This window comes from Sinomonas susongensis (assembly GCF_005877005.1).
Lineage (GTDB): Bacteria > Actinomycetota > Actinomycetes > Actinomycetales > Micrococcaceae > Sinomonas > Sinomonas susongensis.
Genome location: NZ_SSNH01000007.1, coordinates 63,394 through 78,576 on the forward strand (window position 1 = coordinate 63,394; position 15,183 = coordinate 78,576).

Here is a 15,183-nt window from a genome sequence, read left to right on the forward strand (position 1 = left end):
ACAGCGGCCGGACCACGTGATGCACTAGCCGGTGACGCTGCCCTGGGTGAGGCCAGCCACGATGTAGCGCTGGAGCATGGCGAACACGACGAGGACAGGCACGATCACGAGGACCGCGCCGGCCATGAGGATGCCCCACGAGCCTGTGCCGCCCTCGGAGTTCTGCAGGAGCGTGAGCCCGACGGGGAGTGTCATGACCTCCGGGCGATCGGTGATGATCAGCGGCCAGATGTAGTCGTTCCACTCCGACACGATCGTCACGAGAGCCACCGTGGCGATCGAGGGGACTGAGACCGGCACCACGATCTGCCACAGGCGCTTCCAATGGCCCGCCCCGTCGATCTCTGCCGCCTCGAGGATCGAGGCCGGAAGGGTCATGAAGTGCTGGCGCAGCAGAAAGGTGCCGAACGCGGTGCCGAGCCCGGGCAGGATGATGCCCCACAGTGTGTTCTTGCCGCCTATGCCAGCTATGAGCACATAGTTCGGCAGGATCGCGACCTGCGGGGGCACCATGAGCGCCACCAGGATGAGGATGAAGACCACGTTCTTGAACGGAAACCGCACGAACACGAGCGCGTACGCCGTCATGATCGCGAGGGTGACCTTCACGGCCGCGCCGACCGCGGTGACGATCGCTGAGTTGAGGAAGAACCGGCCGAACGGAACCGTGGTCATGGCCGTGCTGTAGTTGTCGAGATTGACGGATTCAGGCAGGACCTTCAGGTCAGTCGTGACGATCTCGCCGGGAGTCTTGAACGAGCTCAGGACCATCCAGAGGAGCGGAAGGACCACTATGAGCGTCGCGACAATGAGGGGAAGATAGCCGCCAGCGATCGTACGGGCCAGGTTCTGCGACGAGAACGGGCGCGGTCGTTCAGGCTTGCCGACCGTCTCCGTGACCGCCAGGGGTGCGGGGGCACTCATGCGTAGTGCACCTTCCTCTCGACGAACCGGATCTGCACGACCGTGACGACGAGGAGGATCGCGAACAGGACCACCGAGATCGCGGCGGAGTATCCGGCCCGGTTGTACGACCCGAATGCCTGCATGTACGCCTCATAGATCAGGGTGCTCGTGCCGCTGCCGAGCGGGGTCATGATCCGGATGAGATCGAACGCCTGGAGGCTCGAGAGGATCGTGGTGATGAGGAGGAAGAACGTAGTGGGGGAGAGCAGCGGGAGGCTGATGCTCAGGAAGCGGCGGCCAGCCCCGGCCCCGTCGAGCGCGGCAGCCTCCATCACGTCAGCGGGCAGGGACTGCAGCCCCGCGAGGTACACGATCGCGCAGTAGCCCAGGTTCTTCCAGACATAGACGATGATGACCATCGTCAGCGCAAGCGGAGGCTCGTTGAACCACTGCGGGCTCGCGATGCCGATGCTCCGCAGGAACCAGGCGAGGGCCCCATAGCCGGGGTCGAAGATGAACATCCACACGAGGCCCACACCCACGCCCGAGAGGACGTAGGGCGCGAACACGGCCGAACGCGCGAACGTCGTGCCGCGGACCTTCGCATTCAACGCGAGCGCAACGAGCAGGCCCAAAACCATGGACACGCCCACCGTGAGCACGGTGAAGACAGCAGTGGTGCCGAGGACTCGGGGGGCGTCGTCGCTGCCGAAGAACGTCGCGTAGTTCTCAAATCCGATGTACCGCGCCGTCTTCGATCCGAGCGTCCAGTCCAAGAACGAGTACTGGATGTTCGCGAAGAGCGGTCGGTACGTGAACACCGCGATGAGGATCAGGTTCGGGAGGGCCAGCGCGAGGAAAACAAGGAAGTCGCGGCGGGTGCGGCCGGAGAAGCGGGGGCGCTTCCGCTCCGGCTGGGAGGTCGACGACGCGCTGCGGCGGCGCGCTTTGGTCGTCTCGCTCATGGAACAATCGGGCAAGCGGGCTGGGACATCGGCGGGCATTCCTTCGGCAACTGGGATACGGGGGTGACCGTCTCGAAGTAGTCGACCATGCCGGAATGTTGCCAAAGGGCGACATCTGCTGAACCGCGGGTGAATTCCGATCTACCTCATCGAGAATTCACAGCTGATAGCTAAGTGGGTGGTGTAGACGGGGGCCTCCCGCCAGCGAGGGTTCGCGTGAGTCCGCCCTTCGCCAGCCGGACAGTCCCGTGAAACCCACACTTCCCACCAAGGCGCTTGACAGGTATGGGCGTGATTCTGAAGTGGACGGTCCGGGAAGGAACGGCCCGGCGGCCTACCGACTGGAGAACAGCATGAAAGTCAACCAGCGCCTCGGCTACGCGGCCGCTTCGGGGCTCGCCGTTGCAGCCCTCATCGGCGCCGGGACCGCTGCGGCCAGCGCAGCGACCACGCCCAGCCCTTCCACGACTAGCGGTGCGATCAGCAGCTCAGGCACCTCGCCACCGCCACTTCGAACGGCTCGACAGTGCGGTACGAGGTGAGCGCCGACTATTCGAGCGTCACCGCGGACAGCGGCTTCGGCCGGGGCGGGTTCCACGGCCACGACGGGGGAGCGTCGACCTCGAGCAGCGCCTCCCCAGGCACCACCCAGGGCTAAGGCCCTCCGACGGTTCCGGGCTCCATCCCTCCCCAGAGGACCTAGACAGAGGTTCTGGGGAGGGGGGGCGTCCGGCCGAGAGCGCCGTTACTTGGCGGGTTCCTTGGTGACGACCAGGATCCCGTAGATCACTCCCGGAATGTGACCGAGCAGCTGCCACAGCAGCGCCCAGAGCACCTTGCGGGATAGGCCGTCGTGGAAGAGTACGGCCAGGGGTGGGAGGAAGAAGCAGAGGATGACCAAGAGGATCTTCTTCATTCCCTAATCCTGCACCATTAATGCCCCGGTTCTGGAGGTCACGTCCAGAGTGCCTTTCGCAGGAGCTTCCTCAGCGTCGCGGCCTCCGTGTCCGTCAGCGCCGCGAGCTGCTCCCGCTCGCACTCCAAGACCGCAGCCTCAGCCTTTTCGTGCAGCCGCTCGCCGTCAGGCGTCGCGAGCACGGTCTTCTGCCTGCGGTCGGTCCGCCCCTGTTCACGGGATACCAGCCCGCGGCTCTCGAGCTCATCGACGAGCGTTACGATCTGGCTGGGGTCCAGGCTGAGGAAGTCGGCGAGCTCGCGCTGCGTCGGCTCGAGCCCGCTGCACGCGAGACGCAGTACCGAGTACGAGCGCTCGCGCAGCCCGAACTCGGCCAGCGCCTTGTTGTTCACGACAGATCCGGCGGCGCGCAGCTTGGCCAGGAGGAGCCCGATGTCGCCTGCGATCGCTGCCTGTGCCAGTCGCGGCACCCCGCCTTCGATGTCCTCCGCGCTCACGCGCCTCGCCTCCCAATCCGGTGGAGCTAAATCATTGACATTCTCAATGATCGGATCTTTCATGGATCTTGGCAAGGGCCTCGCGGCCCGAGGGTCACCGGACAGGGGACCCGAGCAAGAGTGCAAGGGAGCATGGCATGAGCCTGGCAGGCAAGGTAGCTATCGTCACCGGCAGTGGGCAGGGCCTGGGCCTGGCATACGCCCGGGAGCTCGCGCGGCAGGGCGCCGCCGTCGTCGTCAATGACGTCAACGAGGAGGCAGCGGCTGCCGCGGTGGCCCGGATCGAGGCCGACGGCGGGAAGGCGAGGGCCGTCGTCGTCCCCGTGGGCTCGACGGAGGCGGCCAAAGCCCTCGTCGAGGGTGCGGTCGCGGCGTTCGGACGGCTCGACATCCTCGTCACGAATGCGGGCATCCTGCGGGACAAGAGCCTTCTGAAGATGACCGACGAGGACTTCGACCTGGTCGTCAACGTCCACCTCCGCGGCACGTTCACCTGCGTCCGCGAGGCGTTCGCGTACTTCAAGGCCAATGGTGTCCAGGGCCGGATCATCGCCATCGGCTCCCCGACAGGCCAGCGCGGGAACTTCGGCCAGACCAACTACGCCGCGGCGAAGGCCGGGATCGTGGGCATGGTCCGCACGTGGGCGCTGGAGATGAAGAAGGCCGGCGTGACGGTCAACGCCGTGATCCCGGTCGCGGCGACGGCGATGACCAAGACCGTCCCGTACTTCGCCAAGGCAGTCGAGGCCGACGAGCGCGGCGAGGCCATGCCGGCCTTCTTCCGCCACGACCTCGGCTTCGGGACGGCCGAGGACGTCGCGGGCCTCATCGCGTACCTCGCCTCGGACGAGGCCGCCGGCATCACAGGCCAGGCGATCGGCGCGGGCGGGGACCGCCTGCAGGTCTGGACCCACCCCGAGCCCGCCACGACGGACTACCGCGAGGGCGGCTGGACCTACGAGGCACTCCGGGAGCACGGCGCGGAGCTCATCGGCGCCCACCTGCAGAGCGTTGGCGAGGAGTTCCTCCCGCTCCCGGAAGGGCTGCAGCCCCAGGCCGAGAAGACCGGCGCCGAGGTCCGCTGATGCACTACGAGCTCGGCGTCGACGCCGGCAAGGTCGACGCGATCGACATGCACGTCCACCTCGAGGTGGACGGACACGGGCACGCGTCCCTCCCGACGGCACTGACGGAGGCCTCCGCGAAGTACTTCAAGACGGAAGACCGCTCCCCGAGCCTGGAGAGGATCGCGGAGACGTACCGCGAGCTGAACATGGCCGCGGTCGTCTTCACCGTGGATGCGCGGACCCAGCTGGGGCACGAGCCCAACAGCGTCGAGGAGCTCATCGAGGGCGCGGCCCGCCACAGCGACGTCCTGATCCCGTTCGGGTCCGTGGACCCGCGCACGGGGGAGGAGGCGATCGCCCGCGCGAAGCACCAGGCGCTCGAGCTCGGCGCGCGGGGGTTCAAGTTCCACCCGTCCCTGCAGGGCTTCGATCCCTCGAGCGAGGAGTTCTACCCGCTCTGGGAGACGCTCCAGGAGCTGGGCCTCCCGGCCATCTTCCACACCGGCCAGAACGGGATGGGCGCGGGCCTGCCGGGCGGCCACGGCATCAAACTCCGGTACTCGAACCCGCTCCTGCTCGACGACGTCGCCGCCGACTTCCCCGCCCTGACCGTGATCATGGCCCACCCCTCCGTGCCGTGGCAGGAGGAGGCGAACTCGATCGCGACCCACAAGTCCAACGTCTTCATCGACCTCTCCGGCTGGTCCCCGAAGTACTTCCCCGAATCGCTCGTGAAGGCGGCCAACTCGGTCCTGCAGGACAAGGTCCTCTTCGGCACCGACTTCCCGCTCATCACCCCCCAGAAGTGGCTCGGCGCGTTCGCCGGCCTGCCGCTCAAGGACGAGGTGCGTCCCAAGATCCTCAAGAGCAACGCCATCCGCGTCCTCGGACTGGCCCGATAACAGCGTCACCCCGAAACAGGGTCAACAACGACACAACTCAACCCGGGAAACGCGGAATCCGCACCCAGGAACGCCGCGACTTGTGTCGATTGAGCCCCCCACCCCACCCAAGGAGACACCCATGACCCAGCCCCGTGTTGTCGAGCCCCGCCTCGTCGTCGATTTCGACAGGCTCCTCACTATGGCAGGAGCCGACCTCGGCGCGACCGACTGGCTCGAGATCAGCCAGGAGCGCGTGAACCTCTTCGCGGACGCCACGGACGACCGCCAGTGGATCCACATCGACCCCGAACGCGCGAAGGAGGGCCCGTTCGGCGCGCCGATCGCCCACGGCTTCCTCACGCTCTCGCTGCTCATCCCGTTCTGGGGCGAGCTCTTCGACGTCGAGGGCGTCACGACCAAGGTCAACTACGGCCTCGACCGCGTGCGCTTCACCTCACCGGTCAAGGTCGGCTCGAGGGTGCGGATGCTCGGTCAGATCGCCGAGGTGACCGAGGTCAAGGGCGGCGCGCAGATCAAGGTCAACGCGACCATTGAGATCGAGGGGCAGGAACGCCCGGCTGTCGTCGCGGAATTCCTCGCCCGTTTCTACAAGTAGAGCCTGGGCCGACCAAGGGAGGGATGCTGTGTACAACAACGGTGTTGGTTCGTGGCTCGAGCGACGCCGCCCGAAGTCGGGCGCGAAAACCGCCCTGATCGCGGGTGAGCGGAGCATCACCTACGCGGAGCTGGCCGAGCGGACCCGGAGGCTCGCCCACGCTCTGCGCCGTCGCGGCGTCGCGCCGGGGGACCGGGTCGCGTACCTCGGGGACAACGATCCCGCCTTCGTCGAGACGCTCTTCGCCTGCGGGCTCCTCGGCGCGCTGTTCGTGCCGCTGAACACGCGCCTCGCGGCACCCGAGCTGCAGTTCCAGCTCGATGACGCAGGCGTCCGGATCCTCGTCAGCGCCGAGCGCCTTGAGGCGCTGGCCGGGAGCGCGGCCGGGGGCACCGGCGTCCAGCGCCGGCTTGTCGTCGGGGAGGGCCCGGAGTCGGACGACGACGGCCGGGGAGCCTCCGCCGCTCAGGCCGGCTCCGCAGTGGAACCCTATGAGGAGGCGCTTCGGGCCGCTGCCACCGAACCGATCGACGAGACGGTCACGCTCGAGGACGGGGCGATGATCCTCTACACGTCCGGCACGACGGGCCGCCCGAAGGGCGCGCTGCTGACGCACGGCAACATCATCTGGAACTGCTACAACGTGCTCGTGGACACGGACCTCGCCTCCACGGACATCGCGCTCATGATCTCGCCGCTGTTCCACGTGGCCTCGCTCGACATGGGGCTCCTGCCGATCCTGCTCAAGGGCGGCACGGCCGTGCTGGAGCAGAAGTTCGAGCCGGGCCGCGCCCTCGAGCTCATCGAACGGCACCGCGTCACGACGCTCAATGGCGTGCCGACCACGTTCCAGATGCTGGCCGAGCACCCTTCCTGGGCGGCCACCGACCTCAGCTCGCTCAGAAGGCTCACGTGCGGTGGCTCGGCGATCCCGGCGAGCGTCCTGGCGGCGTATGAGGAGCGCGGGATCGGCTTCTCCAACAACTACGGCATGACGGAGGCAGCGCCAGGCGTGACGACGCTTCCGATCGAGCGCTCGCGCGAGAAGGTCGGCTCGGCCGGGCTCCCGCACTTCTTCACAGACCTCCGCGTCGTCGACCCGATCGGCGAGGTCCTGGCGCCGGGGGAGGTGGGCGAGATCCAGATCTCGGGACCGAACGTCATCAAGCAGTACTGGAACCGGTCCGATGCGGTCCGCGATTCCTATGCGGACGGCGTCTGGTTCAGGTCCGGGGACATGGGCTACCGCGACGACGAGGGCTTCCTCTACCTGTCCGACCGGCTCAAGGACATGATCATCTCGGGCGGCGAGAACATCTACCCCGCCGAGGTTGAGGCCGTCATCGTCGAACTGCCGCAGGTCGCGTCCGTGGCGGTGATCGGAGTCCCGGACGAGAAGTGGGGCGAGGTCCCGAGGGCGGTCTTGACCCTCCGCGAGGGGATGGAGCTATCCGAGGACGACGTGCGCACCCATCTCGACGGGCGGCTCGCCCGGTACAAGATCCCGAAGTCGGTGGTGTTCGTCGAGGAGATGCCGCGCACTGCGAGCGGCAAGATCCGCAAGGCCGAGCTCCGCAAGCAGTGCGCCCACTGAGGATCGTCCTTGCCTACGGGTGGCCCGGTGCCCTCACGGCGTGGCCGGGACGAGGACGCCGGCCTGCGCCTCGGGTGCGAGCTCGCCGAGGACTTCGCGCACATGGCGCTCGGCGAGGGAGGCCGTCGCCTCGAAGACGGCGATGTATGCCGCTCGTGCCCGGAGGAGCGGCCAATCCTCGGGGAGCAGTTCGTAGGGCATCCCCGGATCGTCCCAGGGGAACGCCCGCCACTCGTCCAGGACTTCGACGCGAGCTCGGAAGCCTTCCCGCGCGTCGAGCTCTCCCGCCTGAAGCCGCTTGAGGCGGGCCTCGTTCGCCGCGGCGAACTCGGCATACCGCCTGGGGGGCTCGACAGTGTCGATGATGGCGGGACGGCGTCCCTCGAACGCGTCGTCCTCGACCCGGAACGCCATGAAGTCCTCGACGCCGTACCCGTCGGCGATCTCCCGCACCTGCTCCATTCGATCCCGGGGCGAGAACCAGAGTGCGTCGTACACGGGTGCGAAGCCCAGCCATTTGAGGCGGGCGCGGAACGCTTCGCGGACGTCGCGCTCCTTCTCGGGCACGGAGAACGCGACTGCCGTCCAGTGCCGGTCCCATGGAATGCTCGGGTCACCGAACTGGGCGATCTGGGCGGTGCCGACGACGAGCCTGGCCCGGGCTGCGGCTGTGAAGCGGTATCGCGAAGAGCGCCCTCCGCCGTCGTTCTCGAGGACCCCGCGCGCGGCGAGCCGGCTCAGGGCCGTCGTCACCGCCGAGCGCGTGAGCCCGACGTCCTCGGCGAGCCGGACGATCGCGCGGGCGGGAAGCCACAGGTCCGTGTGCCGCCAGAATTCGCCGAGCATCGTCACGAGGAGATGCTGGCTCGTTCCCCCTCGCTGGGGCCTCGGAAAGTCGACGGCGGTCGCCTCGACTCGCCCTTCTCCGTCATAGCGCACCATCACATCCTCCCAGCCGAAAAGAATCTTTGCAGATTTATTGACGCTCGCGAGATTTATCGCAATCATGGATGTACGAGTGATGCACCCCACACAGCCCGAACGACGAGGTTCACGAGAGCACACTCGCCCCCCACCCACCGCAACACCAGGAGATCCGCAATGACCGCTGGTCCCGCCACTTCAGTCACTTCCACTGGCGTCGCCCCCGGGCGCCACGCCGGCAAGGCAGCCGTCGCAAGCTTCGTCGGCAGCACGCTCGAGTACTACGACTTCTTCATCTACGGCTCGGCCTCGGCCCTCATCTTCAACAAGGTCTTCTTCCCGGGGCTCGACCCGCTTCTGGGGCAGTTCCTCTCGATGGCGACGCTCGGCATAGGCTACGTCGTCCGGCCGCTTGCGGCAGGCTTCATCGGCCACTTCGGCGATCGCATCGGCCGCAAGCAGATGCTCGTCTTCACGCTCGTCTCGATGGGCGTCGCGACGTTCCTCATCGGCTGCCTCCCCACGACGGCGGTGATCGGCGCAGCCGCGCCCGTGATCCTCGTGCTCCTGCGGGTCCTCCAGGGCATCTCGGCAGCCGGAGAGTCCGTCGGCGCCGTGACGCTCTCACTCGAGCACGCTCCGTCCCGCCGTCGCGCCTTCTTCGCGAGCTGGGTCAACACGGGTGCCGCGGCCGGCATCATGCTCGCCTCGATCGCGTTCCTGCTCGTCTCCCTCATGCCCCAGGCGTCGCTGATCGCGTGGGGCTGGCGCATTCCGTTCCTCGCGAGCTTCATCGTTGCGGCCGCCGGCTTCATCATCCGGCGGCGCGTCCCCGAGACCGAGCTGTTCGAGCAAGCCCGCGAGGCGGGGGAAACCAAGCAGGAACTCCCGCTCAAGGTCGTCTTCCGCGACTACTGGCCCACCATCATCAAGGTCATCCTCTTCGGCGTCTGGGCCGTGGTCTCCACGATCGTCTCCGCGTTCAGCCTCTCCTACGCCACGAACGGCCACCTCGTCTCGGGCACCATCATGCTCGCGACGACCATCATCACGGCCGCGCTCGGCATCATCGCCCAGCCACTGTTCGGCATCCTCGCCGACAGGATCGGACGCAAGCCCGTCTTCATCACCGGCAACCTCATCTGCGCCGTCATGATCTTTGCCTACTTCTGGTCGATCTCGCAGAAGGACGTCCCCCTGGTCTTCGTCACCTCGATCGTCGTGATGGTGGTCGGCTACGGCATGGTCAACCCGCTCGGTCCGGCGATCGTCGCCGAGATGTTCCCGACCCGCATCCGCTACTCCGGTGCGGCCATCTCCTCCCAGCTCGGGCTCATCGTGACTGGCTTTGCTCCCACGATCGCCGCCGCCGTCGTACGCCCCGGCCCTGGTGGATGGGTCCCCGTGGCGGTCTTCACCGCCGTCTGCTGCGTTGTCTCGGCCCTGGTGACGCTCATCTGGGTCCGCGAGACCTACCGGATCGACACCGACGACCTCGGGAAGAAGGTGGCTTGAGCTTGGCGTACAACGTCCTCATCGAGAACGATGTCGAGACCCCGCTCCGCGACGGGACCGTCCTCCGGTCCACCGTCTACCGGCCGGCCGCCGAGGCCGAGCGCTTCCCGGTTCTCATGACCCGCACCCCCTACGGGCGGGACCTCTCGGTCAACTCGGCCTACTTCAACCCCGCCACCGTCGCCGCAGCCGGTTTCATCGTCGTCCTCCAGGACGTGCGCGGCCGCTTCGGCTCGGACGGCGAGTTCGTCCCGAGCGAGCATGAAGCGGACGACGGCGCCGAGGCGGTGGAGTGGGCAGCGAACCTGCCGTACTCATCGGGCAGGGTCGGGATGTGGGGCCGTTCGTACTTCGGGGAGTCCCAGTGGCGCGCTGCTCGCCGAAATCCCGTGGGCCTCGCGGCCTTGGCCTCCGGCGTATGCGCGGCGGGCAGTGCAGACAACGGCGCTCTCTTCCGGGGTGGCGCCTTCGAACTCGGCTCGCGGCTGAGCTGGGGCCACGGTTCGATCTCGCTCGAGGCGGTGCGCCGCGAGTTCGCTGGGGACCCCGCTCGGCTCGAGCGGGAGCTCGAGGCCTGGCGCGACTTGGACGCCTCTTTCGCGGACGGCTCCGCGTTCGGGACACTTCCGCTCAACGACCTCAAGTCCCGCGCGAGCACGTTCATGCAGTCGTACATCATCCCCTCCACGGGCGAGGATCCCGGCGGCGAGACGTCGGAGGCGTGGAACTGGCCCGCCTCCGAACCTGTTGCCCTGGAAACCCTCAACATCGGCGGCTGGTTCGACATCTTCCTGCCGAACACGCTCGCCCACTACAGGCTCCAGCTCGAGGCATCGAGGAGGGATCCAGTCGTCCCGCGGCCCAGCCTCATCCTCGGCCCGTGGAGCCACACCAATTACACCGGGATTTTCCCGGGCACGGCGTTCCCGGGAGGGTCTGCTGGTGCGGTCGGGGCCTATGGCGACCTGTCCTCTATCCACGCGCGGTGGTTCGCCCGGGTGCTGGGTGACGGGCCTGGGCAGGAAGGACCTGGGCACGACGGGCCGGGGCGCGACGGGCCTACGCAGGAGCTGCCTTCGGCCCTCGTCTACTTCATGGGCGAGAACAGCTGGCGAGGCTTCCACGAGCTGCCGGAGCCTGACGGGGCGGTGGAGCTCTTCCTGGGTACGGACGGCTCGCTCCTGCGCGAGGCCGGCGACGACGGCGCGGTCGAGTACGACTACGATCCACTCGATCCTGTCCCGAGCACGGGCGGCGCCAGCATGCACCTGGGGGCAGACCTCGCAGGCCCGGCCGAGCAGTCGCCGGTCGAGGCGCGCGGCGACGTCGTCGTCTTCACGACGGAGCCGCTGGCGGACCCGCTCACTGTGTTCGGCGATGTGACTGCGACACTGTTCGCCTCCTCGTCGGCTGTCGACACGGACTTCGTGGTGCGGCTGTGCCGGGTCACGCCCGACGGGCGCTCCGTCGGCTTGGCCGAGGGGATCGTGCGCGCGTCATGGCGCGACGCGTGCGCTGGCGACGGGGTTTTCCGGCCGGGACCGCCGCGCCGTCCGCTCACGCCCGGACAGGTCGAGGAGTTCCGGGTCAACCTCTGGGCGACTGCCTGCACGTTCCAGGCCGGGGATCGAATCCGGGTACAGGTCACGTCGAGCTGTCACCCGAAGTGGGACCGCAACCTCAATACGGGGGCGAAGGCCACAGATTCCTCGGACACAGTCGTGGCCCGGCAGCGAGTCCTTTGGGGCGAAGCCGCACCGAGCCGCATCACCCTCGGGGTGCTGTCCCAGCCATGACCCTGCATCCGGAGCCGCAGGCCCCCGCCCTCGACTACGTCGGAACGCTCACAGTGCACATCGCCGAGCCGATCGACGTGGGCCCAACTCCCGAGGGGCACCGGCGGATCATCCCCATCACCGGCGGGACGGCTGCGGGGCCGCGGCTCACGGGGCGCGTGCTGGCAGGGGGTGCGGACTTCCAGACACTCCACTCCCGGGAGCTCACCGAGCTCGAAGCTCGCTACGCGCTCGAAACGGAGGACGGCGCTGTCATCTCAGTCGACAACGCCGCCCTCCGCTCGGGGAGCCCCGAGGCCATGGGCCGGCTCATCCGGGGCGAGGCGGTGGACCCCGCGGAGATCTACTTCCGGTGCGCGGTGCGGCTGCGGGCCTCGGCCCCGGCCTGGGACTGGGTCAATCGCACGCTGTTCGTCGGGACGGGAGAGCGGTACCCGGGCTCCGTGCTCGTCCACATCTTTGCGATGGGCTGACCGCTGGGCCCACGTGGGCGACGCGCTCGAAACGGGGGAGGTCTCGGCTTCGACGTGCGGAGGCCTACTGGGAGGGCAGGAGCGCTGGCATGGGCGGTGCCTTCGGTCGCGCAGCCACGTCTGGAAGAAGCTGCTCAGATCCGAGCCGCTGACCGACTCCGCCGTGTGGATGAAGTCGTCGGTGGTGGCATTTCCGTACCGATGCTGTGCCGCGTACGTGCGGAGGATCTGGAAGAATGCCGAGTCTCCCACCCGCAGCCGCACGTATCCGGCTCCGCACGGTGGTGCGCCCTCTGACAGCCATGGGCAGGGCTGCTGCGTCCCTGCCCGAGCAGGGCCGCGGCCCATTTCACCGCCAGGGTCCCCACCGCCGGACCAACCGAACCGCAGGAGTTCCGGGGAGAGTCGGATCAATCCCGAGGATGGCGGGAAGAAGCTTCTCTGGGCGTCATCGCGGAAGCGGCTGGGGTGCGGGTGGCCCCCCGTAGCGGGCTGAAGGCCGGATGATCTTCGGATCGGCGGCCTGCTCAAGGATGTGGGGGGCCCAGCCTAGGGCGCGAGCGGCAGCGAACGTTGGGGTGAAGAGGCTGCGCGAGAGGCCGACCTGCTCCATGACGACGGCGGCGTACCACTCCAGATTGGTGTGCAGGTGTCGACCGGGCTTGAGTTTCTCAAGTAGGAACGGAATCCGCTCCTCGACCTGGATGGCAAATTGGACTCTCGGTCCTTCGAAGCGCTGTGCGACCTCCTTGAGCAGACGTGAGCGCGGATCCTCGACCCGGTACACCGGGTGCCCAAAGCCCATGATCTTCTGATGAGAGAGGACGCGTTCAGTGACCCAGGGATCAATGTTCTCGACGGTGCCGATGGCGTCGAGCATGTCCAGTACGCGGCTGGGTGCACCTCCATGGAGCGGGCCGGAGAGGGAACCGAGGGCGCCGACGAAGCACGAAGAGACGTCGGCCCCTGTGGACGCTATGAGGCGCGCAGTGAAAGTGGAGGCGTTGAATCCGTGGTCGATCGCGGCGACCAGATAGGTCGACAGCGCCCTTGCCCTCTCGGCAGTGGGTGGCGCGCCGTCCAGCATGTACAGGTAGTTCTCGGCGAAGCCCAGTTCCGGGCGGGGCATCAGCGGCGTCTGCCCGTTCGACAGACGAGTGAGGGCGGCGATGAGCGTAGAAATCTGCGCGGCCGCGCGGACGACTTCCGTGCGGCGGGTCGGTTCATCCAGGTCGAATAGCGCGGGGGAGCCCCTTAGCGCTCCGTCAAGGGCGACGGCGGCCTTCACAGCCCCGAGCAGGTCGGCTGAGGCCGACGCCGCCACCGTCGCCACCAGCCGCTGGAGTTCGCTCGAGGGGACGGCTGCAGCGGCAATCTCGCTCCGGATCCCCCCGAAGCGTCCTGGCTCGGGCAGTTCGCCGTCGATCAGAAGCCACCAGACTTCCTCTACGGAGCAGCGACGGGCAAGGTCTGTGGCGGAGAACTGACGGTAGGTGTAGAAGCCTTCGCTTCCCCGAACGTCGCTCAGCATTGTCTCGGCGACTACGACGTTCCTGAGACCACGGGGCACGTCGATGAGGGTCTCGTCCACGCGGTCGATCGTGGTCGGATCCTTGACTTCCCTCACCCGCCGACCTCCTCGCAGCAGGGTCCAAGGGTCAGACCCGGGCCCGACTCAAGAAGCTCGCCCCTCCCAAAGTGGTGGCGACGACCGACGTCGGCTGCTCTGCTGGCGAGCCGCACGATCGCCTTCCATGGCTCGACGCCCGCAGGGGCAATGCCGACCTCCCGCGCGTTCTGACCCTCGGCGTCGTGTCGCTCGCGGAGAATCCGCCGGCGCTCCAGCTCCTCCTCGAGGCGCTCCTCCCTGAACTGCCATAGCCGCCAGAACGTGAACTCGTCGATCAACATCGTGTGCCCTCTTCCCTGGCGATCTACTTCCCTCGCGGCGCCCCTGAATGCGCCGCGAGCGTCGTTCCATGCATTCGATATTCGGCCGGTCCAGCGGACATCGGCAGTGGCAGAGGTGACCACTTCCGCGCATTTTCCGCCATACTGGGGAGATGCTGCGTTCGGTTGCCGTCATTGCCCTTCCCGGCCTGCACTCCTTCGAATTCGGGGTGGTGTGCGAGGTGTTCGGCCTGAGGCGCGCGGGACTCCCGGCCTTCGACTTCAGGATCTGCACCGAGCGGCCGGGCCTGCTCCAGACTGACGTGGGAGTGTCCATCCTCGTCGACTCCGGTCTCGATGCCGCCGACGATGCTGACTTGGTGATCATGACCCCCTACGACCGAGGTAGGCCCCTTCCGCCGACCGTGGCCGAGGTGCTTCGGCGCGCGGACTCCCGCCGAGCCCGCATTCTCTCGGTGTGCGCCGGCGCGTTCGCTCTGGCCGAAGCCGGGATCCTGAACGGGCGGCGCGCGACCACCCATTGGCAGCATTCACGCGAGCTCGCGGCGGAGTTTCCGGAGGTGACTGTTGATGAGAATGTCCTCTACGTCGAGGACGGCAATGTGATCACCAGTGCCGGGACCGCGGCTGGAATCGATGCGTCCCTGCATCTGATCAGGACAGAGTTCGGTGCGAAGGTCGCCTCCGCCATAGCACGCGGAATGGTGGTCCCGCCTCATCGGGAGGGCGGTCAGGCCCAGTACATCGATCGTCCCGTTCCGACGCAGCGCGGTGACACGATGGAGAACCTCCTGGTGTGGATGGCCGAACACCTTGATGCCGAGCTTCCAGTCAGCAGGCTTGCGTCCAGAATGCACATGTCTGAGCGAACCTTCGCGCGCCGGTTCCGAGAAGAAACCGGTGCCACACCCGCCGCTTGGGTCAACTCGCAGCGGCTCCTCAGAGCTCAGAACCTGCTCGAGGAGACAGACCTCAGCATCGACGCCGTCGCAAGTGCCGCGGGCTTCGGACAGGCTGTGCTCCTGCGGCACCATTTCCACAAGCGGCTGGGTGTCAGCCCAGCGGCATACCGTCGGACGTTTCAGGCGCGTGAGGTGCGCGCAGGCGCTTCATGAGATT

General features: G+C 67.5%; 15 protein-coding genes. 8 read left to right on the forward strand and 7 right to left on the reverse strand.

The window, feature by feature from the left end; genetic code table 11:
* Positions 1 to 24: 24 nt before the first annotated feature.
* The 4 genes from E6A21_RS10805 to E6A21_RS10820 form a co-directional block, all read right to left on the reverse strand.
* The gene (locus E6A21_RS10805; RefSeq protein ID WP_138444163.1) at positions 25 to 924 is read right to left on the reverse strand and encodes a carbohydrate ABC transporter permease; all 900 of its coding nucleotides are present in this window, start codon (positions 922 to 924) and stop codon (positions 25 to 27) included.
* Positions 921 to 1,871, reverse strand: a complete 951-nt coding sequence (locus E6A21_RS10810; RefSeq protein ID WP_171041363.1) for a carbohydrate ABC transporter permease — start codon at positions 1,869 to 1,871, stop codon at positions 921 to 923. The genes E6A21_RS10805 and E6A21_RS10810 overlap by 4 nt, the downstream gene beginning before the upstream one ends.
* Positions 1,872 to 2,616: 745 nt before the next feature.
* Positions 2,617 to 2,787 carry a YqaE/Pmp3 family membrane protein gene (locus E6A21_RS10815; protein ID WP_138444164.1) on the reverse strand — a complete coding sequence of 57 codons (171 nt, stop codon included), beginning with the start codon at positions 2,785 to 2,787 and terminating at the stop codon, positions 2,617 to 2,619.
* Positions 2,788 to 2,825: 38 nt separating this feature from the next.
* Positions 2,826 to 3,284, reverse strand: a complete 459-nt coding sequence (locus tag E6A21_RS10820) for a MarR family winged helix-turn-helix transcriptional regulator (protein ID WP_246036379.1) — start codon at positions 3,282 to 3,284, stop codon at positions 2,826 to 2,828.
* Between the two features lie 137 nt (positions 3,285 to 3,421).
* On the opposite strand from E6A21_RS10820, the gene E6A21_RS10825 reads away from it, so the two are divergent.
* The 4 genes from E6A21_RS10825 (at position 3,422) to E6A21_RS10840 (ending at position 7,445) form a co-directional block, all read left to right on the forward strand.
* Positions 3,422 to 4,369, forward strand: coding sequence for an SDR family NAD(P)-dependent oxidoreductase (locus tag E6A21_RS10825; RefSeq protein ID WP_138444166.1), 948 nt, complete (start codon positions 3,422 to 3,424; stop codon positions 4,367 to 4,369).
* Positions 4,369 to 5,253: an amidohydrolase family protein gene (locus tag E6A21_RS10830; protein WP_138444167.1), complete on the forward strand. Its 885-nt coding sequence runs from the start codon at positions 4,369 to 4,371 to the stop codon at positions 5,251 to 5,253. The genes E6A21_RS10825 and E6A21_RS10830 overlap by 1 nt, the downstream gene beginning before the upstream one ends.
* Positions 5,254 to 5,374: 121 nt before the next feature.
* Entirely contained in the window at positions 5,375 to 5,851 is a 477-nt protein-coding gene (locus tag E6A21_RS10835; RefSeq protein ID WP_138444168.1) for a MaoC family dehydratase, read from the forward strand.
* A 28-nt stretch (positions 5,852 to 5,879) separates the two neighbouring features.
* Positions 5,880 to 7,445 carry an acyl-CoA synthetase gene (locus E6A21_RS10840; protein ID WP_138444169.1) on the forward strand — a complete coding sequence of 522 codons (1,566 nt, stop codon included), beginning with the start codon at positions 5,880 to 5,882 and terminating at the stop codon, positions 7,443 to 7,445.
* 33 nt (positions 7,446 to 7,478) lie between these two features.
* Here the strand turns inward: E6A21_RS10840 and E6A21_RS10845 are convergent, their stop codons facing one another.
* Positions 7,479 to 8,387, reverse strand: a complete 909-nt coding sequence (locus E6A21_RS10845; protein ID WP_171041364.1) for a PaaX family transcriptional regulator — start codon at positions 8,385 to 8,387, stop codon at positions 7,479 to 7,481.
* Positions 8,388 to 8,546: 159 nt separating this feature from the next.
* On the opposite strand from E6A21_RS10845, the gene E6A21_RS10850 reads away from it, so the two are divergent.
* From E6A21_RS10850 to E6A21_RS10860, 3 genes are read left to right on the forward strand one after another with little or no spacing between them, the layout of a single operon-like run.
* Positions 8,547 to 9,884, forward strand: coding sequence for an MFS transporter (locus E6A21_RS10850; RefSeq protein ID WP_138444171.1), 1,338 nt, complete (start codon positions 8,547 to 8,549; stop codon positions 9,882 to 9,884).
* Positions 9,881 to 11,680 (forward strand): CocE/NonD family hydrolase, encoded by a 1,800-nt coding sequence (locus E6A21_RS10855; protein WP_246036381.1) that lies wholly within the window; start codon positions 9,881 to 9,883, stop codon positions 11,678 to 11,680. The genes E6A21_RS10850 and E6A21_RS10855 overlap by 4 nt, the downstream gene beginning before the upstream one ends.
* Positions 11,677 to 12,153: a DUF3237 domain-containing protein gene (locus E6A21_RS10860; RefSeq protein WP_138444172.1), complete on the forward strand. Its 477-nt coding sequence runs from the start codon at positions 11,677 to 11,679 to the stop codon at positions 12,151 to 12,153. Before E6A21_RS10855 ends, E6A21_RS10860 begins: the two co-directional genes overlap by 4 nt.
* Before the next feature lie 448 nt (positions 12,154 to 12,601).
* On the opposite strand, the gene E6A21_RS10865 is transcribed toward E6A21_RS10860, so the two are convergent.
* Positions 12,602 to 13,780 (reverse strand): citrate/2-methylcitrate synthase, encoded by a 1,179-nt coding sequence (locus E6A21_RS10865; RefSeq protein WP_246036383.1) that lies wholly within the window; start codon positions 13,778 to 13,780, stop codon positions 12,602 to 12,604.
* Positions 13,777 to 14,064: a hypothetical protein gene (locus E6A21_RS10870; RefSeq protein WP_138444173.1), complete on the reverse strand. Its 288-nt coding sequence runs from the start codon at positions 14,062 to 14,064 to the stop codon at positions 13,777 to 13,779. Before E6A21_RS10870 ends, E6A21_RS10865 begins: the two co-directional genes overlap by 4 nt.
* Before the next feature lie 152 nt (positions 14,065 to 14,216).
* On the opposite strand from E6A21_RS10870, the gene E6A21_RS10875 reads away from it, so the two are divergent.
* Positions 14,217 to 15,179, forward strand: coding sequence for a GlxA family transcriptional regulator (locus E6A21_RS10875; protein WP_138444174.1), 963 nt, complete (start codon positions 14,217 to 14,219; stop codon positions 15,177 to 15,179).
* Positions 15,180 to 15,183 lie beyond the last annotated feature (4 nt).